We start from the raw sequence: 25,082 nt of genomic DNA, 5'->3' as shown, positions 1-25,082 counted from the left end.
ATCCGGGCCAAAAGGGGGGATCGACGCCGGAGAATAGCACGAGCAACGGCCCGTGATCACCCTCGGTGCGTGCCGTGTCGCCGGTCGGTCAGCCCTTCCCGACGCGGATGCGGACCGCCGACCTGCCCGCACCGACCCTGCCGACGCCCGGTCAGTTGATCGGCAGGACCTTCGTGCCGCCGCCCGCGATCGAGCGGGTCAGCTTCTTGCCGCTGGACCAGTACCAGCAGCGCACCCCCCGGTCGCCGCGCGCCCACGCCTCCTCGGACGGGAACCGGTACGTACTGCCCGTGCGATAACGGAGCATGCCGTCGACCGGCACCTTCGCGTAGCGGGCGATGACCGGCCGGCACTTCGCGTGGACGGCGTCCTCGTCCTTCGTCGCGTCGTCGTAGGACACGTCGGGCGCGGTCCAGACGCCCACGTACTCGAAGCGGTGGACCTTCGTGCACGGCACCGCGAGCAGGTTCGACCACTCGTCCTCCTCGGCGCAGCCGTACCGCAGCGGGGTGGCCGCCTTCAGCACGCCACGGAGGCTGCCCGCCCGGTTGACCGGCCGGTCGTTGTCGCCGTTGGCCCCGCTCACCGCGTCGAGCTCGAACAGGTCGCACCGGTACCACCGGCTGCCGCCCGTCCAGCCTGCCGGCGACGTCGGCGCCACCTGCACCGACAACCGGGCGTCGCGCCATTCGCCGCCGACGAACTCCTTGGCCTTGGCGTCGCACTCGGCGAACGCGGACCGCATCGCCGCCGACCCGACGCGGGGCGGGATCGGGCGGGCGGCCAGGTCGCCGGTGAACGTGCCGATGTGGAACGTCTCGACCAGGTGCGCCTTCGCGCAGTCGACCGGCTGGTGACTTGTGAGGTAGGCGGTCGGCTCGGCGACCACGTGACACTCGCCGGCCTGCGGCGCGAACTGGCGGGCCTCGGCCACGGGCCGCCAGTCGTCGGTCAGGTCCCCGTCCGTGCCGGCCGGCGTGCCGCACCCGCTCACCGCCGCCGCGACCAGCGCGGCCGAAGCCGTGACGCCCAGCCAGCGTCGCATGCGGTCCTCCCCGTGCCCCGTGACAACCGGCGCAGCATATGGCACCCGGGGTCGGACCGGATGCCCGCGGGGCGTGCCGCCGGGGTCAGCCGAGCCGCAGGTGCAGGTCGCGCAGCAGCGCCACCTCGGCGAGGTGGTGGATGGCCTCCCGGTTGATGTGCAGCACGAGGGTCGCCAGAGACCGGTCCGCGTAGGGCCCCTCCGCCGGGCCGCACGGCCGGGCCAGGCCGTCGAGGCCCAGGCCGCGCACCCCGGCGACCCAGCCGTCGTACGCCTCGTCGAGCTGCGCCAGCGCCGCGTCGGCGGTGCCGGCGTACGCGAAGGAGCCGTAGTCGACCGGGGGACCGCCGAAGTGGGCGGCGACGCGGGCGCCGAACACCCCCACGACGAGATGCCCGAACCGCCAGGCGATCGTGGTGACGGGCGCGGGCTCGGGCTGCGGCATCGCGAAGTCGATCAGGTGGTCGCCCTGCCCGACCGCCATCGGGGCGGTGCTGCGCCCGCGCGGCCGGACGCCCCAGGCGCCCGGGACGGGCTCCCAGTGGTATTCGGCGTCGGTCAATCCGTCGAGGCGCGGACGGGCCTGTAGCCGCCAGTGCCAGTCGAGCTGTTCGAGCAGCTCACCGTTCCAGTCGACGTCCATGCCCCGACGCTACGCCGTGCCTCCGACGTACCGCCGACTTTGGACCCTGGTGCTACCTTCACGCCATCGCCGCCGCACCGATCCGGGAGCCGATCGTGCAGAAGAGGTACGTGGGCCTGCTCGCCGTCGTCGCGGCGACGGCGTGCCTCGCCGTCGCCGGCACCCTCGGCGGCTGGTACCTGGCCGACCGTACCGCGTCCGGGCCGGCCGACCCCACCACGTCCGGACCGGTCGCCGCCACCACTGCCGCAGCCGCCACCGGCGGCCTGTCCACGGGCTCTCCGGCCAGCGGCTCGGGCCCGTCGCCGTCGCAGCCCGCAGCCCGGACGTACCCGCTCGACCAGTCGGTCTACCGCCAGTCGGGCCTGACCGTCACGCTGGTCAGCGCGGAGGTCACCGGCGGCAAGCTGCGGCTGAACCTCACGTACCGCAACGGCTCGCCCGTCGCGTGGCCGGTGAGCTGCCCGACCGCCGAGGTCGACCGGACCTCCTCGCGGATCGTCCTGTCGGACGGCCGGAGCGTGCGTCCCGAGTCCACCTGGTGCACCGAGACGCGGCCCGACGAGTCCTTCAGCATCGCGCCGGGCGAGCGGGTGGAGAGCTGGGGCCTGTTCCCGGTGGCCCCGGAGACCGGGTCGTCCTTCGAACTGACCTGGTACGACTTCCCGGCCCTCGACGTCCGACTCCGCTGACGGCGGGCCACCACACCACCGTGGGCAGGTGCACGCTGCGGCATCGGTCCTGGGTCTGCCGCTCGGACCACCTCCTGGCAGGTACTTCCGCTCTCCCCGACACCAGCTGATGGAGCGGTGCCGTCGGTCCGTACCGTCGCCGACACGGCAGCGGCGCGGACCGACGGCCCCGCTCGTCCACGGTGGCGGTCAGGCCGGCAGGGCCACCTGTGCCGGGGTCGACCGGTGGGTGGTGGTGCCGTCGCCGAGCTGCCCGAACGAGTTGTCGCCCCAGCACCACACGCTGCCGTCGGTGCGCATCGCGCAGGCGTGGTACGACGCGGCGACGCTGTCCGTCCAGGTGGTGGCGCTACCGACCCGGGTCGGGGTCGACCGGTGGGTGGTGGTGCCGTCGCCGAGCTGTCCGGAGGCGTTGTTGCCCCAGCACCACAGGCTGCCGTCGGTGCGCGTCGCGCACGACGAGTCGATGCCCGTCTCGACCCTCGTCCAGGTGGTGGCGGTGCCGACCTGGAGCGGGGTCGTCTGGAAGCCGACGCCCCCGCCCACCTGGCCGTAACCGTTCTCGCCCCAGCACCACAGCGTCCCGTCGGCGCGGACCGCGCAGGTGTGTACGTACCCGGCCGTCACGCCGGTCCACGTGGTCGCGGTGCCCACCTGCGTCGGTGTCGCCCGGTAGTCCCGGATGCCGAGACCGAGCTGTCCGTCCGAACTGCTGCCCCAGCACCACAGGGTCCGGTCGGTGCGGGTGGCGCAGGTGTGCGCGTACCCGGTCGTGACGCTCGCCCAGGTGGTCGCCGTGCCGACCTGCACCGGTGCGGTCGCCAGGTAGGGGGTCACTCCGGTGCCGAGCTGCCCGTGGCGGTTCGAGCCCCAGCACCACAGGGCGCCGGTGGTCTGGACGGCACAGGTGTGGTTGGCGGCGGTGCTGACGCTGGCCCAGGTGGTGCCGTCGCCGATCCGTACCGGGCTGCTCCGTTTCGTGGTCGTCCCGTCGCCGAGCTGCCCGTTGTGGTTGCTGCCCCAGCACCACAGCGTCCCGTCCGTGCGTACCCCGCAGGTGGTGCTCATGCTGGCGTCGATCCGCGCCCAGCTGGTGGCGTCGCCGATCCGGACCGGAGCGGTCCGGTCCGTGCTGGTCCCGTCGCCGAGCTGGCCGTAGAAGTTGTTGCCCCAGCACCAGAGTGCTCCGTCGGTGCGGATCACGCAGGTGTGCAGATCGCCTGCGGCAACCCGGGAGACCGGCCCGACGGCGAGCGAGGCGTCCGGTGTGCCCCGGTCGGCCGAGCCGACGCCCGCCGTGGCCGCACCCGCCGTGAAACCGATGGCCAGCACGGTGATCCCGACGGAGGCCGCTGCCACGACGGCGGTTCGGGCTGCCCGCCGCCATCGCGCCCGTAGCCACCCCTTCCGATGTTCGTTCACGATCTGTTCTCCCCAGACATCGTCGGTCTCGTACGGTGGAGGCGGCGTTGCCCCGACAGGCCGTCAGCGACCATCACTTCACATCGATGAAACACTACATTGATATCCGTCAGTTCGACTCATGTCTCTCCCTATTGGCCGCTCCCTGGGACGGCCGACGCCCCGGCGGGGCTGGCCGGGGACGTGGAGTGGGTGCCGGCACCGGTGGGTGATCGAGCGGCCCTTGGCCTGGTTCACCGGCTACCGCCGGCTGACGGATCGCCACGAAACGCCCCGCCGACCTTGCCGGCATTCGTGACCCGTGCCGCCGCCCTCGCCCGGCACAAGCGCCACCTCAAACTCGCCACCTGGGGCACGCTCTGAGAAAGATCGCAGCAAGGGCAACAAGTAGCAGGTCAAGCTGCTGTGTGAGAGTGCGCCCGGCAGGATTCGAACCTGCGGCCTTGGGATTAGAAGTCCCCTGCTCTATCCGCTGAGCTACGGGCGCGCGCGTGCGTGTCGCGCGAGAAGGGTACCGCCGTCCACCGGGTGACCGGTGGAACGGGTCGTCGCGTGCCACGTCGCGGACCAGGGTCGCACGCGCCTCCGGTGCCGGTCACCCGGGTTCCGGCACCCGCGCGGCCCGGGACGCGGCGGGTCGTACCCTCGGCTGGTGCTGCTTGACCCGGAAGTCGAGAACGACGTCGCGTACGAGCTGTGCCAGCTCCTCGGCCGCGCGATCCTGCCCATCCGCCGGACCGACGCCGGGACGGGGGACGGTGAGCGGGGCGAGGGCACCGCGTTCCTCTTCACCGGGCAGGGGCGCGAGTACCTGCTGACCGCCGACGCGCTCACGCGAGCCGGGGCGGGGGAAATCGGGCTGCGGGCGAGCGTGACCGAGCCGGCCGGGGTGGCCGCCGATGCCGTGGCGCTGCCCGACCTGGCCGACCGGTGGCGGCACCACGAGGATCTCGGCGTCGCCGTGATGCCCACCGCCGCCCTGCACGAGCACGCCGCCGGGGAGGGCTGGCGGTGGCGTACCCAACAGGTGCCGGATGCGATCGCGGCCGATCGGGACGCGATCGCCCGGATCGGCGCGGAGCCGGGTTCCGCCGTCGTGCTCGCCCACGGCGTCGGCGCGGGGGGCGCCCGTCCGCTGGAGGTGGCCATCGAGCGGGTGGCGCGGGTCGGCGACGCCGTCCGGCTCACGGCGGAGCTGCCGAGCGGCTACGTTGGGGCGCCGGTCTTCGGCGTGCAGGCCGGCGGCGACGGCGAGCCGGGGCTGCGGTGCCTGGGCCTGGTGCTGCCGGCCGGCGACGGCGGCCACCCGCTGGCGACCTTCGACCGCATCCGCGAGGCCGTCGACGCGAGATAAGCCCGACGGCGCGCGGCGCGGCCGGCGATGGGCGGTCGGCGGCGGCAGGCGTGGTGGGCGGCCGGCGGGGCGTGGGGCTGTCGGCGGCCGGCGCTCAGCCGCCCTGCGTGGGGGCGCCCGCCGGGTCGGCCTCGTCCGCCGGCTGCCGGCTCGCCGGTGGGCGCTCCCCGGCGCGGACCGTCGGCCCGGCGTCGAAGAACGCGTCGGCCCAGCGTCCGACCTCCTGGAAGACCTTCTCCCGTACGGCGGTGCCGGAGAGGGTGAGGTCGTGCATGCCGCCGTCGAAGCGCGCCACGGTGACGTGCCGGCCGAGGCGGGGCGCCCAGCGGACCATGTGCTCGACGTCCAGGACGGCGTCGGCGAGGGCGGCCGACTCGTGCCACTTCGTGCCCTTGAACGAGCGGGTCGAGCAGGCCAGCAGCACCGGCACCTGGATGTCCAGGCCGGCGCGCAACTGCCGCTGGGCGGTGCGGACGGCGTTCAGCCAGCCGGCCCGGACGGGGAAGCCGGCGAGCGGCTTCCAGGTCAGGTCGTAGTTCCACTCGCCGTGGTGCTCGGCGTGGATGCTCTCGCTGTAGACCGTGCCCAGCCCGAACGGCAGCACCCGGCGCGGCGCCCGACGGCCCAGCCGGCCGACGGCGGCGGCGAGCGGCCGGCGCACCAGCCATGGGGCGTTGATGTCGAAGAAGGGGCTGTTGAGGAAGAGCCCGTCGATGACCCCGGCGTCGCGGCGGGCGTGCGCCCAGAGCGGCATGACCAGCCCGCCGGTCGAGTGGCCCATCGCGAGCAGCGTGTCGTGCCCGTCGTCCTCGCGGATGATCCTCGCGGCGGCGTCCAGCTCGGGGAAGTAGTCGCTGAGGTCGCGGCAGAAGTTCGGCGTCTGGTGGGGCCGCAGGCTGCGTCCGTACTTGCGCAGGTCGAGGGCGTAGAAGTCCCAGCCCCGCTCGGCGAAGAAGTCGCCGAGGTGGCCCTGGAAGAAGTAGTCGGTGAAGCCGTGCACGTAGAGCACGGCCCGCCCCGTCGGGCGGTCGGCCCGGCGACGGACCAGGGTGGCGACCACCGGTCCCTCGTCGTCGGTGCCCAGGTCGATGGTCTGCCGCTCGTACGGCGGGCCCAGCACGTCCGGTTCCACGACCGCGACGGTACGCCGGGAAGCTACCGGGCGGTAGCCCTGGGTGCTGCCCGAGGCCCCGCCCGCCCGCACCCGGCGGACGGGGCCTCGGGCGTACGCGTCAGACGGTCTCGGCCTCGGCGCGGGCCGGGTCCGTGTCGGGCTCGACCTCGGCGGCCGGCGGGGGCACGTCGCGCAGGTGCTTGTTGTGCCGCGGCTCCTGCTTGGTCTTCGCGTCGTTGAGCCGCCGCCGCAGGTCGTCCCGGACGTCGTTGAGCGCGGCGTGCAGGTCCTCCTCGGCGGAGGTGGTGACGATCTTCTGGCGACCGGCGATCCAGCACTCCAGGGTGACCTTCTGGCCCCGGGCCTCCCGGTCCTTGACCGACACCTCCAGCTCGGTGGCGTCGGCGTGGAAGCCGGCCAGCCGGGAGTCGAGCGTGGCGAACTGCTCCGCGATCCAGTTCCGGTCGCCCTGGGAGAACCCCGCGCCGACCCGCAGGCACTCCGCCACGGTGGCCGGGTTGGCGACGGCGCTCATCGCCGCACCTCGCCGGAGACGATGGCGGCTGCGGTGCTGGTCATCTTCATGATCGCTGACCTCTCGTTCGTCGTGCTGTCGGCGGTGCGGTTGATCGAATCCATACCCCGCCGGGCTCCGTCCGGAACGTGACGTGTCGCCCCGCCCGTGGCGGCACCCGAAGCGCGGCCCCGCCTCCCGATCGTCGAGCCGATCGTGCGGGCTCCCCAGGGTCGCCCGGCCTTAGCACACCGGGACCTTGATCAGGTTCTTGTCCACAGGCGGTCCGGTTGTCCACAGGCCGGTGCCCGGTGCTGGCGGCACCCGCGCCCAGGGCCCAGGCTCGGCACCGAGTCGACTCGCGATGGCAAGCCCGATCTCCCCCCTGGAGGGACGATGTTCGACACCTACGTCACGGTCGTGGGCAACGTGCTGACCGCGCCGGAGTGGCGTCGCACCACCCAGAGCAACACCCTGGTGGCCAACTTCAAGGTCGCCTCGACCGCCCGCCGGCTCGACCGCGACAGCGGGCGCTGGGTCGACGGCAACAGCCTGCGCGTCCGGGTCAACTGCTGGCGCAAGCTCGCCGAGGGGGTGGCCGCCTCGGTGATGGTCGGCGACCCGGTGGTGGTCTGCGGCCGGCTCTACACCCGCGACTGGACGGACGACGCCGGCAATCACCGCTCGCTCTACGAGCTGGAGGCGGTCGCCGTCGGCCACGACCTGTCCCGGGGCCGCAGCCGGTTCCAGCGCAACCGCCCGACGATGACGACCAGCACCGTCGAGGACACGGAGACCGAGCACCGGGTGCGCGGCGAGACGACCGAGCCGGTGTCGGACGAGGACGCCCCCGTCCTGCCGGACCGCCGACCGCTCGACGACGACTTCGAGCCCGACTTCGGCGCGTTCGCCGGTCACGGCCTGCCGGCCGACGCCACCGGCGACGGCTCCCTCGACCCCTTCGACGACCCGACGGACGAGCCCCACGGTGGGGAGCCCGACGGGCCGGAGCCGGAGGCCGACGGCCCGACGCCGGTGACCGACGCACCGGAGGACGCCCCGGGTGCCCGGGGCGGTCGGAGCGACGTGGCCGTGGGGGAGCCGGGCCCGTCGTCCGAGGAAGCCGAGGCGGGCGTCTCCCCGGCCGGCCGTGGCCGCCGGGGCCGGGGGCGGGTGCCGCAGCCCGCGTGACCGCCCGCGCCCGGGTGACACGACGGGGGCGGGGTGGCGTCGGCGGTGCCGTCGTCACCCCGCGTGTCCCCCCGGGCGCTCCAATGAGTCGTTCCAATGCGGGGTGGGCGGTGGGCGGAGCCGGCCGGCCCGTCGGGGCCGCCCGGTGGGCGGTGCATCGGCGGTGTCGTGGCGGACCGTTGCGGGGTGCTGCCCGATCGCGGCTCGTCATGCGTGATCGTTTGCACGGCAGCCGGGCGTCCACCGTCGTTCCGCCCGGGGCGACGTCAAACGATCATGGGCGTCGCGGGTCGACCCTTTCGCTGCCCGCCCTTTCCCTGCCCCGCGCTCGACCAGCTCGACCAGCTCGACCGGTCAAATGGTCGAGCGGACCGTCGGGTCATCGGGGGAGGGGGGAGTGGCTTGGCGCGGTCCGGGCGATCGGGGACGACGACCGCCGGGGCCCGGGTGGTCGGGTGTTCGACCGGGGGCGGGGTGGGCGCTCGGCTAGGCTGGCCGGCCGGAGGTGGTGGCGGGTGCGACAGGCGACGCCGGTGGCGACCGTGGCGGGACTGGTCGCGGGGTACGCCCTCGACGCGCTCCTCGGCGACCCCCGCCGGTACCACCCCGTGGCCGGCTTCGGCCGTGCCGCCGGGGCACTGGAGCGGCGGACGTACCGCCCGGACCGGCTTGCCGGAGCGGCGTTCACCGCGCTGGCGGTCGGCGCGCCGGTGCTGCTCGGCGTGGCCGCCACGGTCGCCACCCGGCGCCGGCCGGTGGCCCGGGCCGCCCTGGTCGCCGCCGGCACCTGGACGGTGCTGGGCGGGCGCACCCTGCGGCACGAGGCCACCGTGATGGGGCGGGCGCTGCGCGCCGGCGACCTGCCGGCCGCCCGACAGCGGCTCGGCCACCTCTGCGGCCGGGACCCGTCCGCACTCGACGAGCCCGAGCTGGCCCGCGCCACCGTGGAGTCGCTCGCCGAGAACACCTCGGACGCGGTCGTCGCCCCGCTGCTGTGGGGCGCCGTGGCGGGGCTTCCCGGCCTGCTCGGGTACCGCGCGGCGAACACCCTCGACGCCATGGTGGGCCACCGCTCCCCGCGGTACGCCCGGTTCGGCACCCCCGCCGCCCGCCTCGACGACCTGCTCAACCTGGTGCCCGCGCGGCTGACCGGCCTGCTCACCGTCGCGGTCGCGCCGACCGCGCACGGCGACCGGCAACGGGCGTGGCGCGTGTGGCGCCGGGACCGCAACGACCACCCCAGCCCGAACGCCGGGCAGTGCGAGGCGGCGATGGCCGGCGCCCTAGGCGTACGGCTGGGCGGACGCAACGTCTACTTCGGGCGCTCCGAGGTGCGTCCGTTCCTCGGTGACGGCCCCCGCCCCGAGGCGCGGCACCTCAAGCGGGCCGCCCGGATCTCGGGCGCGGTCGGGCTGGCCGCGCTCGGGCTGGCCGCCGCGTACCCGCTGACCCTCGGCCGGCTGGTGGGCGCCGTCGGGCGCCGGGTGACGCACCGGAGCGTCGTCGGGCAGCGCATCCTCGGCCGGCGCGCCGTCGGTGGGGTCGGCGTCGGGCGGCGTGTCGTGGCCGCGGCGGGGCGGGAGAGCGGGCGGTGAGCGGCGGCCTGCTGGTCGCCGGCACCACCTCCGACGCCGGCAAGAGCGTGCTCACCGCCGGAATCTGCCGCTGGCTGCACCGCCGGGGCGTGAAGGTGGCGCCGTTCAAGGCGCAGAACATGTCCAACAACTCGGCCGTCGTCGTCGGCCCGGACGGCCGGGGCGGTGAGATCGGGCGGGCGCAGGCGATGCAGGCCGCCGCCTGCGGTCTCGCCCCCGACCTGCGGTTCAACCCGGTGCTGCTCAAGCCGGGCAGCGACCTGGCCAGCCAGGTGGTGCTGCTCGGTGAGGCCGTCGACACGGTCACCGCGGGCAACTTCCGCGAGCTGCGTCCCCGGCTCGCCGAGACCGCGTACGCGGCGCTCGCCGAGCTGCGGGCCGCGTACGACGTCGTGATCTGTGAGGGCGCCGGCAGCCCGGCGGAGATCAACCTGCGGGCCGGCGACTACGTGAACATGGGCCTGGCCCGGCACGCGGGCCTGCCCACGATCGTGGTCGGCGACATCGACCGGGGCGGGGTCTTCGCCTCGATGTTCGGCACCCTCGCCCTGCTGGACCCGGCCGACCAGGCACTGATCGCCGGCTTCGTGATCAACAAGTTCCGGGGCGACCTCGGGCTCCTCCGGCCGGGGCTGGACATGCTGCGCCAGGTCACCGGCCGACCGACGTACGGGGTGCTGCCCTGGGCGCTCGACCTCTGGCTCGACGCGGAGGACTCGCTCGCGTACGGCCGGGTGCTCGGCCGGCCGGCGGCCCCGCGCGGCACCGACTGGCTGGACGTGGCCGTGGTCCGGCTGCCCCGGATCAGCAACGCGACCGACGTCGAGGCGCTCGCCACCGAGCCGGGCGTACGGGTCCGGCTGACCGTCGAGCCGGCCGAACTGGCCGCCGCCGACCTGGTCGTGCTGCCCGGCTCGAAGTCGACCGTGGCCGACCTGGCCTGGCTGCGGCGGACCGGCCTGGCCGACGCCGTCCTGGCGCACGCGGCGGCGGGCAAGCCGCTGCTCGGCATCTGCGGCGGCTTCCAGATGCTGGCCCGGGCGATCCACGACTCGGTGGAGAGCCGGCAGGGCAGCGTGCCGGGGCTGGGCCTGCTGCCGATCGAGGTCACCTTCGACCCGCGCAAGACCGTCCGGCAGTCGGCCGGCACCGCCCGTGGCGATGTCCCGGTCCACGGCTACGAGATCCACCACGGGTACGTCTCGCACGCCGACCCGGCGCTGACCCCGCTGCTGACCTGCGCGGACGGCAGCGGCGAGGGGGCCGTGGTCGGTGCCGTGCACGGCACCCACTGGCACGGCGCCTTCGAGTCCGACGGGTTCCGCCGCCGGTTCCTGACCGAGGTGGCCCGGCTCGCCGGCCGGACCGGCTTCACGGTGGCCCCCGACACCGCCTTCGCCGCCGCCCGCGAGCGCTCCCTGGACCTGCTCGGCGACCTGGTCGAGGAGCACCTCGACACCGACGCCCTCTGGCGCCTCGTCGAGTCCGGCCCGCCCGCCGGCCTCCCCTTCATCCCACCCGGAGCCCCACACCTTCCCTGATCCCACCAAGCGTCGCTGCCCACGGGGGCCGCCGCGCCGCCACACCGTCGCGCCCGATCCCACACCCCGCCCCTCGCGTGCGGGCTCCCCCACCCCGCCCCTTGCGGCAGTGATCAAGAGCTTTGCGTCCTGTGGAGCTGCGGATCAGGGCGCAACCTTTTGATCATGAGGCATGAGGCATGAGGCATGAGGCATGAGGCATGAGGCATGAGGCATGGGGCGCGGGGCACGGGGCACGGGGCACGGGGCGCGGGGCACGGGGCGGGCGGGCGGGGCAGTCGGTTGGCGGGCCCGAGGCCGGGGCCGGTCAGCGGCGGATGTCCGCGGGGCGGTCGGACATGGGTAGCCCCGCCTCGCGCCACGCCTGCACGCCGCCGATCATGTCGGTCGCGCGGTGCAGCCCGAGCGCCCGCAGGCTCGCGACCGCGAGGCTGGAGCTGTAGCCCTGGCGGCACACCACCACGATGTGCTGGTCGTACGCCGTGGCCTCCGGGATCCGCCACGCGCTGGCCGGGTCGAGTCGCCACTCCAGCACCGTCCGGTCGATCACGATGGCGCCGGGGAGGTCGCCCTGCTCCTGCCGCTGCGCGTCGGTGCGGGTGTCGACCAGCAACGCCCCGGTACGGACCGCCTCGACGGTCTGGTGCGGGGTCAGCCGGCGTACCCCGGCGCGGGCCTGTTCCAGGAGGGCGTCGACGCCCGGACTCATCACGCTGTGGGACACCAGCAGATCATCCCGCCCCGTTCCGCACTCCGCCCGACGAACGCCCCGGCGTACCCGACGAACGCTCGTTCGGGCGACCCCCGATCGGAGCACCGCCAGCCGCCGCGACAACCCGGTGACCCGGCCCGGTCCGGCGTCCGCGTGGCCCGCTGACGTCGGGCGCCCCGCCACCGTGGACCCGCGCGGTAGCCGTGGATCCGGCCTGGTTACCGTCGGCCACGTGGCGGTGGCGGTGGTCGAGGCGTACGACCGGCTGGCCCGGCGGGTGCTCGCCGGGCCGGCACGGTTGGGGCGGACCCGGCTGGTGGCGGTGGACGGGCCGAGCGGCGCGGGCAAGAGCGCGTTCGCGGCGCGGCTCGCGGACGCCCTCGCCGCCCTCCCCGGCGGCGGCCCGCCGCCCGTGGTGCACACCGACGACCTGATCGACGGCTGGGACGACCAGCTCACCTTCTGGCCCCGGCTGGAGGAGTGGGTGCTCGGGCCGCTGCGCGCCGGTCGGCCGGGGGCGTACCGCCGGTACAGCTGGGTCCGTCGGGCCTTCCTGCCGCGCCCGGTGCCGGTCCCGGTCGCGCCGGTGCTCCTCGTCGAGGGGGTGAGCGCGGCGCGGGCCGCCGCCACCGCGGACCTCACCCTGGCCGTCTTCGTCACCGCCCCGGCGCCGTTGCGGCTGGCCCGGGCGTTGGAGCGCGACGGCCCGGGAATCCTGCCGGAGCTGCGTCGCTGGCACCTCGGGGAGCGGTCGCACTTCGCCGTCGACGGCACCGAGGCGCGTGCGGACCTGGTGGTCGACGGCGCCCCGGTCCTGCCGCACGACGCCGACCGCTACTACGTGCGCCGCCGCTGAGACCCGTCGCCCGGGGCGACCTGGCGGGGCCGTCGACCCGGGCGAGCTGGTGGGGCCGTCGGCCCGGGCGGCACTGGCGGGCCCGTCGCCGCGCGCGCCGCCGCTGGCGGCCGTCAGGGCGGCGTGACGTCGCCGGCGTTGCCGAGTCCGCCGCTGCGGCCGCCTGACCGGCCGGGACAGGCCCGTCGCGGCGGGCTCGGGCGGTGCGGTCGGTAAGGCCGGCATACGATGCCGGTCATGACCACACCGATCATGTCCGAGTCCGAGGTCCGGGCTGCCGTCGAGCGGGAGCTGCCCGGCGTCCGCGCCGACCTGGAACGCCTCGTCCGCATCCCCGGCATCGCGTTCGAGGGCTTCGACCACTCGCACGTGGAGCGTTCCGCCGAGGCGGTGGCCGAGCTGCTCCGCGGCTGCGGCCTCGACGTCGAGATCGTGCGCTCCGGTGGCCAGCCCGCGGTCATCGGCAGGAAGGCGGCCCCGCCCGGGGCGCCGACGGTGCTGCTCTACGCCCATCACGACGTGCAGCCGGTCGGCGACCTGACGCTGTGGGAGTCGGACCCGTTCGAGCCGGTGGAGCGGGACGGCCGGCTCTACGGCCGGGGCGCCGCCGACGACAAGGCCGGCATCATGGCGCACGTGGCGGCGCTGCGCGCGTACGGTGACGCGTTGCCGGTCGGCGTGGTGCTCTTCATCGAGGGCGAGGAGGAGTACGGCTCCGACTCGTTGGAGCGCCTGCTCGCCGCGCACCGCGACGAGATCTCCTCGGACGTCATCGTGATCGCCGACTCCGCGAACTGGGACATCGGCGTACCGGCGCTGACCACGAGCCTGCGCGGCATCGTCAACTGCTTCGTGGAGGTGCGCACCCTCGACCACGCCGTGCACAGCGGCATGTTCGGCGGGGCGGTGCCGGACGCGCTGACCGCCCTGGCGCGGTTGCTGGCGACCCTGCACACCGACGCCGGTGACGTGGCGGTCGACGGGCTGGTCGGCCGGGAGGGCGCGAGCGTCGACTACCCGGAGGACCGGTTCCGGGCCGAGGCGGGGCTGGCCGAGGGCGTCAGCCTCATCGGCACCGGGCGGATCACCGACCGGCTCTGGACCAAGCCGGCCCTCGCGGTGCTCGGCATCGACGCCCCGACCACCGCCGAGGCGCCGAACGCCCTGGTGCCGGCCGCCAGGGCCAAGCTGAGCGTGCGGCTGGCGCCGGGCGACGACCCGAAGCGGGCCTACGCGGCCCTGCGCGCCCACCTGGAGAAGCACGCCCCGTGGGGTGCGCGGGTGAGCGTCACCTTCGAACACGACGGCGACCCGTGCGTCATCGACGCGTCCGGCCCGATGTTCGACGCGGCCCGCTCGGCGTTCCGGACCGCCTGGGACGGCACCGACCCGGTGGACCTCGGCATCGGTGGTTCGATCCCGTTCATCGCCACCTTCCAGGAGATGTTCCCGCGCGCGGCGATCCTGGTGACCGGCGTGGAGGACCCGCAGGCCCGGGCGCACGGCCCGAACGAGAGCCTGCACCTCGGGGAGTTCGCCCGGGTCTGCCTGGCGGAGGCGCTGCTGCTCAAGAACGTCGCCGAGGCGGGCGTCGCCGGGCGTTAGGTGTCGGAACCGTAACTTCGCGGTCGATGTGGGCGTTTGCGGTGTGTCGGCGGTCGGGTTGTTATAGCCTCTCGAACATGCGTACGAATGAGGTGATGGGCCGGCTCGAGGCCGCCGTCAGCGCTTTGGGGGACGTCGACGTCTCCGCGTGGTCCGAGGACACGCTCAAGGAACAGCTCGGCGACCTGTCCGCCGCGCTGGTCGCTCTCGACACGGTGCTCTCCCGGGTCGCCGAGGAGATCCGCGCCCGCGGCCTGCGCATCGAGGAACCCGTCTCGGCCTGACCCGCCCACTTCCGCGGGCGGAGGTTTCCCGGCGCCCGGGCACGGCAATGTCCGGGTCGTGTCGGAGGTGGCTGGCAGGATGGAGCCCGTGCGGTTCCTCGACCTGGCAGCCACCTCCGCCGCCGTCGGCGCCACCCGGGCCCGGCGGACCAAGGTGGAGCTGCTCGCCGCCGCGTTGCGGGCGCTCGACCCGCCCGAGGTCGCGGCGGGCGCCGGCTGGCTGGCCGGCGAGCTGCGTCAGCGGCAGACCGGGGTGGGCTTCGCGAGCCTGCGTGACCTGCCGCCGCCGGCCGCCGAGCCGACCCTGACCGTGGCCGCCGTCGACGCGGCCATCGACGAGATCGCGGCCGTGCACGGACCCGGTTCCCAGGCCCGCCGCCGGGCGCTGCTGGGCGCGCTCTACGCCGCCGCCACCGCCGAGGAACAGCGGCTGCTGACCGGCCTGTTCAGCGGCGAGTTGCGCCAGGGCGCGCAGGCGGGGCTGCTCGCCGACGCGGTGGCCCGGGCCGCCGACGTGCCGCTCGCCGCCGTACGCCGGGCGCTGCTGCTCGCCGGTGACCTGCGCGCGGTCGCGGTCGCCGCGCTCGACGGGGGCGCGGCGGCCCTGGGCGCCTTCGGGCTCCAGGTCGGCCGCCCGCTCGCGCCGATGCTGGCCCAGAGCGCGCCCTCGGTGGACGAGGCGCTCGCGGCCACGGGCACCCCCGCCGTGGTCGACGTCAAGCTCGACGGCATCCGGATCCAGGTGCACCGCTCCGGCGACGACATCGCCGTGTTCACCCGCAGCCTGGACGACATCACCGCCCGGGTGCCGGAGGTGGTCGCCGCCGTGCGGGCGCTGCCCGCCCGCGAGCTGGTGCTCGACGGGGAGGCGATCGGGCTCGACGAGACGGGCCGGCCGCTGCCCTTCCAGCAGACGTCGAGCCGGGCGGCGCGGCGCACGACGCCGAGCAGCGCCGGAGGCGCCCCGGTGGCTCCGGCCGTGCGCGCCGCCGCCGCGACCACCGGCGGGACGGTGCTGACGCCGTACTTCTTCGACCTGCTGCACCTCGACGGCGACGACCTGGTCGACCGGCCCGGCCGCGAGCGTTGGGCCGCGCTCGACGCCGCGGTCGACGCCCCGCTGCTGGTCGGCCGGATGGAGGTCGACGGCCCGGAGCGGGCCGGCGAGGCGTTCGCCGCCGCCATCGACGCCGGCCAGGAGGGGGTCGTCGTGAAGGCGCCCGACGCCCCCTACGACGCCGGCCGGCGGGGTGCCGCCTGGGTGAAGGTGAAGCCCCGGCACACCCTCGACCTGGTGGTGCTGGCGGTGGAGTGGGGCAACGGCCGGCGTCAGGGCTGGCTGTCCAACCTGCACCTCGGCGCCCGCGACCCGCGCACGGGTGACTTCGTCATGCTCGGCAAGACGTTCAAGGGCCTCACCGACGAGCTGCTGCGCTGGCAGACCGAGCGCTTCCTCGCCCTCGCCGTCGAGCGCGGCGACTGGGTGGTGCGGGTCCGCCCCGAGCAGGTGGTCGAGATCGCCTTCGACGGGGTGCAGACCAGCTCCCGCTACCCGGGCGGGATGGCGCTGCGCTTCGCCCGCGTGGTGCGCTACCGCGACGACAAGACGGCGGCGGAGGCCGACACCATCGACGCCGTACGCGCCATCCACGCCGGCCGCGTCACGGGCTGAGCGGGCCGGGCGCGACGGGTCAGGCGGCGCCCTGCGGCGCGGGCTCGGCGGCCCGGTCGACGGGCCGCCGCGGTTCCACACCCGCCAGCCGGCGGGCCTCCCGGCGGGCCACCCAGCCGTAGCCGAACAGGGTCATCGCGGCGAAGATCCACCACTGCACGACGTAGCCGAAGTTCTGCCAGTTGTTGGTGTACCCGACCGGCACGTCCTTGAAGGCGGGGTCGGCCGCCGGGGTCTGCTCGTCGAGCAGCAGGTACGCGCCGTGCACCGGGTAGGGCAGCTCCCGGGCCAGCCGGGACACGCCGATCCGCCGGGTCTCCAGCTTGCCGTCCCGCCGGGTCACGGCGACCGAACCGCTCTCGCTCAGGTGCACCCGTCCCGTCACGGTGACCTCGCCGGGCGGGAGGGCCGGCACGTCCGGCTGGACGGTCGCGTCGCCGCCGCGGGCCGGCGGGATCCAGCCCCGGTCGACCAGCACGGCCGTGCCGTCGGCCAGCACGAGCGGGGTGACCACCTCGAAGCCGACCGTGCGGTCCACCGAGCGGCCCCGGACCAGGACCACGTTCGCCGGGTCGTAGCGGCCGGTCACGGTGACCTTGGTCCAGGCCTTCTCCGCGACGGGGGCGGGGCCCGCCGTGCCGCTGCCGCCGGTCGGGGCAGGCAGCACGTCACGCAGCGGCACCGGGGCCATCCGCAGGCCGGCGTCGATCCGCTCGTTGACCTCCGTACGGCCGTGGTAGCGGTCCAGCTGCCAGTTGCCGAGCAGCACCATCACCGCCGCGGCGACCAGGGTCAGCGCGAGAATGCCCAGCCAGCGCGGCGTCAGCAGGAACCGGTACACGCCCACGAGGCTACCCCTGTGACCGGAGGCACTCGCTGCGACAGCCCCCCTTCCGGCCCGGGCGGGGGTGCCGGCGGCTCCGCCCGGCGCGCCCGACACCCGCCGGCGGGGCCCGTTCGGCGGCGACCACCCGTCGGCCGCTTCGGCTATCGTCACGCGGGCGGACCGCGCCCTCGGCCCGCCGCAGGTCCCCCGCCGCCCCGCAGGGAGTCGATGATGACCGTCGTGCCGCGCCTGGTGCTCAGCGCGCCGTCCTCCGGCCACGGCAAGAGCGCGCTGGCGATCGGGCTGCTCGCCGCGTTCGCCGACCGGGGCGTCGACGTCGCCGGGTTCAAGGTCGGCCCCGACCGCGTCGACGCCGCGTACCTCGGGCTGGCCGCCGGCCGCCCCGGTCGGACCCTGGATCCCCGGCTGGTCGGCGCCGACCGGATCGCCCCCCTCGTCGGCCACGGCGCGGCCGGCGCCGGGCTCGCGGTGGTGCAGGGCAGCATGGGCCTGTACGACAGTCTCGCCGGCCGCCCGGAGAGCGAGTCGACGGCCGCCGTGGCCACCGCGCTGCGCAGCCCGGTCGTGCTGGTGGTCGACGTCGCCGCGACGGGGCAGTCGGTGGCCGCCCTGGTGCACGGCTTCCGGTCGTACGACGAGCAGCTCTGGCTCGGCGGGGTGATCCTGAACCGGGTGGCGTCCTCCCGGCACGAGGAGCTGCTGCGCGAGGCGCTGGACGACATCGGCGTGCCCGTCTACGGCGCGCTGCGCCGCCAGGACCTGCCGTCCGTGCTGCCCGCCCGACGGTACGGGGCGGTGCCCGCGCTCGCCCGCACCGAGGAGGCCACCCGCGCGGTCCGCCGGCTGGGCGAGGCGGTCGCGGCCACCGTCGAGCTGGACCGGCTGCTGGGCCTGGCCCGCTCCGCCCCGCCGCTGCCCGCGCCGCCCTGGACGCCGCCGGTCGGGCGGGAGGACACCGGGGCGCGCCCGGTCGTCGCGGTCGCCGGGACGCCGGGCGGCAGCTACAGCCACCCCGAGACCGTCGAGCTGCTCCGGGCGGCCGGCGCCGAGGTGGCGACGGTCGACCCGCTGCACGACGAGGCGCTGCCCGCCGGCACCGGCGCGCTGGTCGTGGGCGGCGGGCTGCCCGAGTCGTACGCCGAGCAGCTCTCCGCCAACCGCCGGCTCTGCATCGCGGTCGCCGAGCTGGCCCGCACCGGGCGGCCCGTCGTCGCCGAGGGGGCCGGCCTGCTCTGGCTGGCCCGGGAACTGGACGGGCTGCCCATGTGCGGCGTGCTCGACGCGGTGGGGACGCGCCGCGACGGCTTGGTGGCGGGCTACCGGCAGGCGACCGCCCTGACCGACGGCCTCGTGGGGCCGGCGGGCACGGTGGTGGCCGGGTACAAGGAGCACTGCGGCGTGCTCACCCCGCGCGCCGGGGCGCGGCCGGCGTGGAGTTGGGACGGCGGGGCGCCCGAGGGCTTCGTCTGGCGGGGCGTGCACGCCTCGCAACTCACCCTGCACTGGGCCGCGTACCCGCAGCTGGCGGCCCGGCTCGTGGCCGCGGCGGTGGCGGCGGCGGACGCCGCGACCGCCCGGCCGGACGGGGTGCCCGCGTGATCGGTCAGGTGGCGGTCCGCCGCTTCCCGGCGCTGACCGTCTCCACGCCCCGCACCGAGGTACGCGCGCTGACCGGGGCCGACGCGGCGGCGGCCGACGAGGTCTTCGCCGACCGGCAGACCCAGCGGTGGCTGCCGCTGGCCGACACCTCCGGTCAGATCGACGGGCTGGCCTGGTGCACCGACCTGGCGCGGCAGCGGCGCGACAGCGGCGACGGCGACCACTACGCGGTGGTGCGCCGGGAGGACGACCGGGTGGTGGGCTGCCTGTGGACGCGGCGCACCGACTGGGGCGCCCGGTGCACGGAGGTCTCCTACGCGATGGCGGCGCACGCGCGGGGCTTCGGCCTGGCGGTCGAGGCGGTCGACGCGCTCGCCATCGCGCTGATCCTCGAACACGGCTTCCAGCGCGTCGAGCTGCGGATCGCCCCCGGCAACCTGGCCTCCCGCCGGGTCGCCGAGAAGGGCGGGTTCAGCTACGAGGGTTTGCTCCGCAACGCCGGCTTCGTCCGGGGCGGCCGGGTCGACCTGGAGGTCTGGTCCCTCGTCTCCGCCGATCTCCGCTGACCCGGCTGGCCCGCGCCGATCCGACGGCACCGCCGCCACCCTGACCGTCAGCCGCCCGGCCCGTGCGCGGAACCGGTCAGCCGACCATGCGGTCCGAGGGTGGGGTGAACTGGCGGGTGGGCTGACCCTTGAGGCCGTCGCGGAGGGTCTGCGCCACCGCCTTGATCGGGATCTGCGACTGGCCGTCGCCGACCGCGTTGAACGGGTTGTCCGGGTCGGAGATGAAGCTCGCCGCCGCCAGCTCGGGGGTGTAGCCGACGAACCAGGCCGACCGGGTGCTGTCGGTGGTGCCCGTCTTGCCCGCCACCGGGCGGCCGACGGTGCCCCGCACGCTGTCCGCGGTCGACCAGCCGCCGCAGCTCCCGCGGGCCGGGGTGTCGCCGGTCGGGCAGCGGGCGGCGTCGGTGGCGGCGCGGGCGGCGTCGGCGTCCACCACCTGCCGGCAGCGCGGCTTGGCGACCTCCCGTTCGATCCCGGAGGCCGTCTTCCAGGTGGTCGGCGTGCCGTCCCGGTTGTAGATCGCCTGCACCGGGATCGCCTCGCAGTAGCGGCCGTCCGCGGCGATCGCGGCGTACGCGTTGGCCATCTCCAGCGGCGTGGCGTCGGAGACGCCGAGGGTGAACGCGCCCCACTGCTTCGCCTTGGCCGGGGATGCGTGCTCCCGGTCGACGTCGGTGCGCCAGCGCAGCCCGAGCTGCTCGGCCAGGCGGACCGCCTTGTCCGCGCCGACCTGCTCCTCCAGCCACACGAAGTACGTGTTCACCGACTTGCCGAAGCCGGACCACATGGTCTGGTTGCCGCTCATCGCGCCGCTGGCGTTGGAGGGCGACCAGCCGTCGTAGACCTCGGAGCGGTACCGGTGCGGCGCGTTGAACGAGGTGGACAGCGGCATGCCCGAGTCGAGCGCGGCCAGCATCGGGAACATCTTGAACGTCGAGCCGGCCTGGTAGCCGGGGAGGTCGCCGCCGCCGAGCAGGGGCGCCACGGTGTTCGGGTAGTTCGCCTTGACGTTCGGCCCGGCCTCGGGGTTGGAGCTCTGTCCGTTCTCGCTCAGGTCCAGCGAGTACGTCCGGTTCACCGCCATCGCCTTGACCCGCCCGGTGCCGGGCTCGGAGACCACGATGCCGTTGGCGAACGGGCTGCCGGTGTTCTCCTTGGTGCCGACGTTCCTCTCCGCCGCCTCCTGGATCTTCGGGTCCAGGCTGAGCACGATCCGGTAGCCGCCCCGGCGCAGCTTGTCCATGCGCTCCAGCCGGTTCTCCCCGAACGCGGGCTGCGCGCTCCACCAGTTCTTCATGTAGTCGCAGGCGAAGCCCCAGCTGTTCCACTTCTCCGGCACGGAGGCGCAGTCGTTCGGCGGGTAGGTCAGCTTCAGCCGGATCGGCTCGGTCTTCGCCTGCGTGGCGGCATCGGGTGAGAGGTAGCCGAGCTGGGCCATCCGGTCCAGCACATAGTTGCGCCGGCCGGTGGCGTCCTTCTGGTCCGAGCTGGCCGGGTCGTACTCGGACGGGGACTTGACCAGGCCGGCGAGGGTGGCCGCCTCGACGGCGCTGAGGTCCTTGGGGGCCTTGGAGAAGAAGATCTCGCTGGCCGCGTAGATGCCGTACGCGCGGTGCCCGAAGTACGCGGAGTTGAGGTAGCGCTCCAGGATCTGCTCCTTGCTGAGTTCCTTCTCCAGGTCCATCGCCATCCGCATCTCCCGGACCTTGCGCAGGCTGGTCTGCTGGGTGGCCTCCTGCACCTCCTTCGGCGTCTTCGCGCTGTCCCGCAGCGCCATCCGCACGTACTGCATGGTGAGCGTGGAGGCGCCCTGGGAGACGCCGCTGGAGCGGGCGTTGGCCACGAAGGCGCGGGCGACGCCCTTCGGGTCGACGCCCCGGTGCTGGTAGAAGCGGTTGTCCTCGGCGGCGACGATCGCCTGCTGCATGTTCGGGGAGATGTCGGCCAGCTTCGTGTACTGCCGGTACTCCTCGTAGAACATCGTCAGCACCGTCCTGCCGTCCGGCGCGTAGACGTACGACGTCTCGGCCGGCAGCGCGGTGGCGAGGATCTTGGTCTTGTGTTCCATGGCGTGCGCCGTGACCTTGGCGCCGAGGCCGGTGGCGGCGGCCACGGGGTACGCAATGGCGGCGACCACGATCCCGGCGATCAGTCCGGCGCGGAGGAGGGGAACGAGACGACCAGCGGCAGCGAGGGGTCGATTGCTCACCCGCTCAAGTTATGACATTTCCGATTCGTACTTGAGAAATATTCATAAACGCCCGTGTGGTGATGCGGCCCACGCCGGGATCCGCTGTCCCGCGCGGCACCTTCCCGGCAGGATCGCGGACATGCGTGGTCAGCCGACCGAGACCCGCCCCGAACCGGGGCCCACCGGAGACGAACCCGACCTCGCCCACCACGGCGACGCCGAGGTGGGGCCGGGGCTCGTCGACCTCGCCGTCAACGTGCGACGCGACGCGATGCCGGACTGGCTGGCCGACCCGATCACCGCCGCGCTCGGCGACCTCGCCGGGTACCCCGACCCGGGGCCGGCGCGCGCGGCCGTCGCGGCCCGGCACGGCCGCCCGCCGGCCGAGGTGCTGCTGACCGCCGGCGCGGCCGAGGGCTTCGTGCTGATCGCGCGGGCGCTGACCGGCGTACGCCGACCGGTGGTGGTGCACCCGCAGTTCACCGAGCCCGAGGCGGCGCTGCGTGCCGCCGGGCACCAGGTGGAGCGCGTGCTGCTCGACGCGGCCGACGACTTCCGGCTCGACCCGGCCCGGGTGCCCGCCGACGCCGACCTCGTGATGATCGGCAACCCGACCAACCCGACGTCGGTGCTGCATCCCGCCGGCGCCCTGGCCGCCCTGGCCCGGCCCGGCCGGGTGCTGGTGGTCGACGAGGCGTTCGCCGACACCACCGTCGCCCCCGGCGTGGCCGGCGAACCGGAGTCGCTGGCCGCCCGGCGGGACCTGCCCGGCCTGCTGGTGGTCCGCAGCCTCACCAAGACCTGGGGCCTGGCCGGCCTGCGGATCGGCTACCTGCTCGGCGAGGCCGCGCTGCTGGAGCGGTTGGCCGCCGCCCAGCCGCTCTGGGCCGTCTCCACCCCCGCCCTGGCCGCCGCGTCGGCCTGCGCCACGCCCGTCGCGGTCGAGGCCGAGCGCGCCATCGCCGCCCGGCTCGCCGCCGACCGCGAGCACCTGGTCGCCCGCCTGTCGGCCCTGCCCGGCGTACGCGTCGCCGGCCGCCCCGCCAGCGCGTTCGTGCTGGTGCACGTCCCCGACGCCGCCGACGTGCGGCTCGCCCTGCGGCGACGCGGCTGGGCGGTGCGCCGGGGCGACACCTTCCCCGGTCTCGGCCCGCAGTGGCTGCGCGTCGCCGTGCGCGACCCGGCCACCACCGACGCGTTCACCGAGGTACTGGCGGAGATCCTGGAGGCATGATGCTGGAGACCACGATCGCGGCGATCCGGCCGCCGGACGAGTCGGCCATGGCCGCCGGCCGGGAGTTGCAGGGGCGGCTGACCAAGCCCGCCGGCTCGCTCGGCGCCCTGGAGGATCTCTCCGTACGCCTCGCCGGCCTGGCCGGGCACTGCCCGCCGCCGCTGCCCGAGCCGGCCGCGGTCGCGATCTTCGCCGGCGACCACGGCGTGCACGCCCAGGGGGTGACGCCCTGGCCGCAGGAGGTCACCGCGCAGATGATCGGCAACTTCCTGGCCGGCGGCGCGGTGGTCAACGCGTTCGCCCGGCAGGCCGGTGCCTCGGTCACCGTGGTCGACGTCGGCGTGGCCACCCCGCTCCCGGTCGCCGCGCCGGGCGGGGAGGCGGGGGGAGCCCCGCCGACCCGCGACGCGCCCCGGCTGGTCGCGGCGAACGTCCGCCCCGGCACCCGGGACCTGGCGGTGACCGCCGCGCTCACCCGCGACGAGGCGCGCGCGGCCGTCGAGACCGGCATCCGGGTGGCCGACGAGTTGATCGACGCGGGCGCGGGCATCCTGCTCACCGGGGACATGGGCATCGGCAACACCACGCCGGCCGCCGCCCTGATCGCCGCGTTCGCCGGAATCGACCCGGCGGAGACGACGGGCCGGGGCACCGGGGTCGACGACCCGACGTACGCTCGCAAGGTCGACGTCGTGCGGGCCGCGCTGCGCCGGCACGCCCCCGACCCGGCGGACCCGCTGGGCGTGCTGGCCGCCGTCGGCGGCCTGGAGCACGCCGCGCTGGCCGGGCTGATCCTGGGCGCCGCCGCCCGCCGGACGCCGGTGCTGCTGGACGGGGTGATCGCGGTCGCCGCGGCGCTCGCCGCGGCGGCCTTCGCCCCGCCCGCCGTGGCCGCCATGGTGGCCGGGCACCGTTCGGCCGAGCCGGGGGCCACGGTCGCGCTGCGCCGGCTGGGCCTGGAGCCGCTGATCGACCTCGGGCTGCGCCTGGGCGAGGGCACCGGCGCGTTGCTCGCGCTGCCGGTGGTCACCGGCGCGGTCCGGGTGCTGCACGAGGTCGCCACCTTCGACTCGGCGGGGGTGGCCGAGAAGTGAAGGGGCCCACCATCGGCGCCGGCGGCGAGGCGGCGGCGTGAGCGGCAACCCGTACCCGCTCGGCCTGCGGCTCGCCGGCCGACGGGTGGTCGTGGTGGGCGGGGGAGCGGTGGCCACCCGTCGGGTGCCGGCCCTGCTCGACGCCGGGGCGCTCGTCTTCCTCGTCGCGCCCGAGCTGACCCCGGCGCTGCGCGCGCACGTCGACGCCGGACGGCTGCACTGGGCGCCGCGCCGGTTCGCCCCCGACGACCTGGACGGCGCGTGGCTGGTGCACGTCGCGATCGACGACCCGCTCGCCGCCGCGTCGGTCAGCGCCGCCGCCGCCGAGCGCCGCATCTTCTGCGTACGCGCCGACGACCGCGCCGCCGCCACCGCCTGGACGCCGGCGGTGACCCGGCACGGCCCGGTGACCGTGGCGGTGCTCGGCGGGGGCGACCCGCGCCGGGCGATGGCTGTCCGCGACGCCGTCCGGGCCCTGCTGGAGGTGCGGGAGGGCGCCCTGACGACGCCCGGGACGCCGTCGGGCACCGGCCCCGGCCGGGTGGCGCTGGTCGGCGCGGGTCCGGGCGACCCGGAGCTGATCACCGTCAAGGGCTGGCGGCTGCTCACCGAGGCGGACGTGGTGGTCGCCGACCGGCTCGTCCCGGGGCTGCTCCTCGACGAGCTGCGCGCCGACGTCGAACTCGTGGACGCCTCCAAGATCCCGTACGGCCCGTCCCGCGCGCAGGAGGAGATCAACCGGATCCTGGTGGACCGGGCCCTGGCCGGGAAGTTCGTGGTCCGGCTCAAGGGCGGCGACCCGTACGTCTTCGGCCGGGGCGGCGAGGAGCTGCTGGCCTGCGCGGCGGCCGGTGTGCCGGTGACCGTGGTGCCCGGCGTGACCAGCTCGATCGCGGCTCCGGCCGCGGCGGGCGTCCCGGTCACCCACCGGGGGGTGGCCCACGAGTTCACCGTGGTCTCCGGGCACGTCGCGCCCGACTCGCCGGCCTCCCTGGTCCGCTGGGACGCGCTGGCCGGGCTGCGCGGCACGCTGGTCGTGCTGATGGGGCTGAAGAACCTCGCGGCGATCACCGCGACGCTGCTCGCGCACGGCAAGCCGGCGCGGACGCCGGCCGCCGTGGTGCAGGAGGCCACGACCGGGGCGCAGCGGGTCCTCCGGTCCACGCTCGGCGCGGTGGCCGCCGACGTGGCGGCCGTCGGGCTGCGCCCGCCCGCGGTGGTGGTGCTGGGGGACGTGGTCGACGCCCTCGCCGGGGCTGGGCCTGCGGGAATACCGGGGAGCGGCTCAGGTTCGACCGGGCAGGGTTGACG

Annotated in this window: 22 protein-coding genes and 1 tRNA gene; 14 read left to right on the top strand and 9 right to left on the bottom strand. The window is 75.5% G+C overall.

The features are described from left to right. Positions 1–151: 151 nt before the first annotated feature. Complete coding sequence (locus ACFHW0_RS18445) at positions 152–1,045, bottom strand: septum formation family protein (RefSeq protein ID WP_416609226.1); 894 nt, start codon at positions 1,043–1,045, stop codon at positions 152–154. Between the two features lie 85 nt (positions 1,046–1,130). Then, positions 1,131–1,688, bottom strand: coding sequence for a DinB family protein (locus tag ACFHW0_RS18440; RefSeq protein ID WP_416609224.1), 558 nt, complete (start codon positions 1,686–1,688; stop codon positions 1,131–1,133). Between the two features lie 95 nt (positions 1,689–1,783). Between ACFHW0_RS18440 and ACFHW0_RS18435 the strand changes: the two genes are divergently transcribed. Beyond that, positions 1,784–2,380: a hypothetical protein gene (locus ACFHW0_RS18435; RefSeq protein WP_416609222.1), complete on the top strand. Its 597-nt coding sequence runs from the start codon at positions 1,784–1,786 to the stop codon at positions 2,378–2,380. 189 nt (positions 2,381–2,569) lie between these two features. Here ACFHW0_RS18435 and ACFHW0_RS18430 read toward each other — a convergent pair whose 3' ends face one another. Together ACFHW0_RS18430 and ACFHW0_RS18425 are read right to left on the bottom strand one after the other, a co-directional pair. Next, entirely contained in the window at positions 2,570–3,802 is a 1,233-nt protein-coding gene (locus ACFHW0_RS18430; RefSeq protein ID WP_416609220.1) for an RCC1 domain-containing protein, read from the bottom strand. 414 nt (positions 3,803–4,216) lie between these two features. Then, positions 4,217–4,289 (bottom strand) — tRNA-Arg (locus tag ACFHW0_RS18425). A gap of 165 nt (positions 4,290–4,454) precedes the next feature. Here ACFHW0_RS18425 and ACFHW0_RS18420 point away from each other — a divergent pair. Further along, positions 4,455–5,156 (top strand): hypothetical protein, encoded by a 702-nt coding sequence (locus tag ACFHW0_RS18420; protein WP_416609218.1) that lies wholly within the window; start codon positions 4,455–4,457, stop codon positions 5,154–5,156. A 94-nt stretch (positions 5,157–5,250) separates the two neighbouring features. On the opposite strand, the gene ACFHW0_RS18415 is transcribed toward ACFHW0_RS18420, so the two are convergent. Next, positions 5,251–6,288, bottom strand: a complete 1,038-nt coding sequence (locus tag ACFHW0_RS18415) for an alpha/beta hydrolase (RefSeq protein WP_416609216.1) — start codon at positions 6,286–6,288, stop codon at positions 5,251–5,253. 100 nt (positions 6,289–6,388) lie between these two features. Further along, entirely contained in the window at positions 6,389–6,805 is a 417-nt protein-coding gene (locus ACFHW0_RS18410) for an HPF/RaiA family ribosome-associated protein (protein WP_366644205.1), read from the bottom strand. 375 nt (positions 6,806–7,180) lie between these two features. On the opposite strand from ACFHW0_RS18410, the gene ACFHW0_RS18405 reads away from it, so the two are divergent. The 3 genes from ACFHW0_RS18405 (at position 7,181) to ACFHW0_RS18395 (ending at position 11,111) form a co-directional block, all read left to right on the top strand. Continuing rightward, entirely contained in the window at positions 7,181–7,975 is a 795-nt protein-coding gene (locus tag ACFHW0_RS18405) for a single-stranded DNA-binding protein (protein ID WP_416609214.1), read from the top strand. A 515-nt stretch (positions 7,976–8,490) separates the two neighbouring features. Beyond that, positions 8,491–9,570: a cobalamin biosynthesis protein gene (locus ACFHW0_RS18400; protein WP_416609212.1), complete on the top strand. Its 1,080-nt coding sequence runs from the start codon at positions 8,491–8,493 to the stop codon at positions 9,568–9,570. After that, positions 9,567–11,111: a cobyric acid synthase gene (locus ACFHW0_RS18395; RefSeq protein ID WP_416609210.1), complete on the top strand. Its 1,545-nt coding sequence runs from the start codon at positions 9,567–9,569 to the stop codon at positions 11,109–11,111. Before ACFHW0_RS18400 ends, ACFHW0_RS18395 begins: the two co-directional genes overlap by 4 nt. A gap of 307 nt (positions 11,112–11,418) precedes the next feature. On the opposite strand, the gene ACFHW0_RS18390 is transcribed toward ACFHW0_RS18395, so the two are convergent. Then, complete coding sequence (locus ACFHW0_RS18390) at positions 11,419–11,820, bottom strand: rhodanese-like domain-containing protein (RefSeq protein ID WP_416609386.1); 402 nt, start codon at positions 11,818–11,820, stop codon at positions 11,419–11,421. Positions 11,821–12,055: 235 nt separating this feature from the next. Here ACFHW0_RS18390 and ACFHW0_RS18385 point away from each other — a divergent pair, with 235 nt between their 5' ends. The 4 genes from ACFHW0_RS18385 (at position 12,056) to ACFHW0_RS18370 (ending at position 16,240) form a co-directional block, all read left to right on the top strand. Next, positions 12,056–12,679, top strand: coding sequence for a hypothetical protein (locus ACFHW0_RS18385; protein WP_416609208.1), 624 nt, complete (start codon positions 12,056–12,058; stop codon positions 12,677–12,679). Between the two features lie 252 nt (positions 12,680–12,931). Further along, positions 12,932–14,284 (top strand): dipeptidase, encoded by a 1,353-nt coding sequence (locus ACFHW0_RS18380; protein WP_416609384.1) that lies wholly within the window; start codon positions 12,932–12,934, stop codon positions 14,282–14,284. A 77-nt stretch (positions 14,285–14,361) separates the two neighbouring features. After that, a complete protein-coding gene (locus ACFHW0_RS18375) occupies positions 14,362–14,568 on the top strand; it encodes a hypothetical protein (protein ID WP_121399432.1) in 207 nt (68 codons plus the stop codon). 88 nt (positions 14,569–14,656) lie between these two features. Beyond that, positions 14,657–16,240, top strand: coding sequence for an ATP-dependent DNA ligase (locus ACFHW0_RS18370; protein WP_416609382.1), 1,584 nt, complete (start codon positions 14,657–14,659; stop codon positions 16,238–16,240). 19 nt (positions 16,241–16,259) lie between these two features. On the opposite strand, the gene ACFHW0_RS18365 is transcribed toward ACFHW0_RS18370, so the two are convergent. Beyond that, on the bottom strand, positions 16,260–17,087 hold the full coding sequence (locus tag ACFHW0_RS18365; RefSeq protein ID WP_416609206.1) for an SURF1 family protein: 828 nt from the start codon (positions 17,085–17,087) through the stop codon (positions 16,260–16,262). A 210-nt stretch (positions 17,088–17,297) separates the two neighbouring features. Here ACFHW0_RS18365 and ACFHW0_RS18360 point away from each other — a divergent pair, with 210 nt between their 5' ends. Both ACFHW0_RS18360 and ACFHW0_RS18355 read left to right on the top strand, forming a co-directional pair. Next, the gene (locus ACFHW0_RS18360) at positions 17,298–18,686 is read left to right on the top strand and encodes a cobyrinate a,c-diamide synthase (RefSeq protein ID WP_416609205.1); all 1,389 of its coding nucleotides are present in this window, start codon (positions 17,298–17,300) and stop codon (positions 18,684–18,686) included. Beyond that, positions 18,683–19,252: a GNAT family N-acetyltransferase gene (locus tag ACFHW0_RS18355; protein WP_416609203.1), complete on the top strand. Its 570-nt coding sequence runs from the start codon at positions 18,683–18,685 to the stop codon at positions 19,250–19,252. The genes ACFHW0_RS18360 and ACFHW0_RS18355 overlap by 4 nt, the downstream gene beginning before the upstream one ends. Positions 19,253–19,328: 76 nt before the next feature. Here the strand turns inward: ACFHW0_RS18355 and ACFHW0_RS18350 are convergent, their stop codons facing one another. Continuing rightward, on the bottom strand, positions 19,329–21,461 hold the full coding sequence (locus tag ACFHW0_RS18350; protein WP_416609201.1) for a transglycosylase domain-containing protein: 2,133 nt from the start codon (positions 21,459–21,461) through the stop codon (positions 19,329–19,331). A gap of 121 nt (positions 21,462–21,582) precedes the next feature. Between ACFHW0_RS18350 and cobC the strand changes: the two genes are divergently transcribed. Genes cobC through cobA form a run of 3 tightly spaced genes read left to right on the top strand, consistent with a single transcriptional unit; the run spans position 21,583 to position 25,080 of the window. Next, entirely contained in the window at positions 21,583–22,677 is a 1,095-nt protein-coding gene (cobC, locus tag ACFHW0_RS18345; protein ID WP_416609199.1) for an Rv2231c family pyridoxal phosphate-dependent protein CobC, read from the top strand. Further along, on the top strand, positions 22,677–23,771 hold the full coding sequence (cobT, locus tag ACFHW0_RS18340; RefSeq protein ID WP_416609380.1) for a nicotinate-nucleotide--dimethylbenzimidazole phosphoribosyltransferase: 1,095 nt from the start codon (positions 22,677–22,679) through the stop codon (positions 23,769–23,771). Before cobC ends, cobT begins: the two co-directional genes overlap by 1 nt. Before the next feature lie 37 nt (positions 23,772–23,808). Beyond that, on the top strand, positions 23,809–25,080 hold the full coding sequence (gene cobA, locus ACFHW0_RS18335; RefSeq protein WP_416609197.1) for a uroporphyrinogen-III C-methyltransferase: 1,272 nt from the start codon (positions 23,809–23,811) through the stop codon (positions 25,078–25,080). The last annotated feature ends 2 nt before the right edge of the window (positions 25,081–25,082 follow it).

It is taken from the genome of Micromonospora sp. LOL_025 (genome assembly GCF_048060285.1).
In the GTDB taxonomy this organism is placed as follows: domain Bacteria; phylum Actinomycetota; class Actinomycetes; order Mycobacteriales; family Micromonosporaceae; genus Micromonospora.
This window is presented reverse-complemented; position numbering and strand designations above follow the sequence as displayed.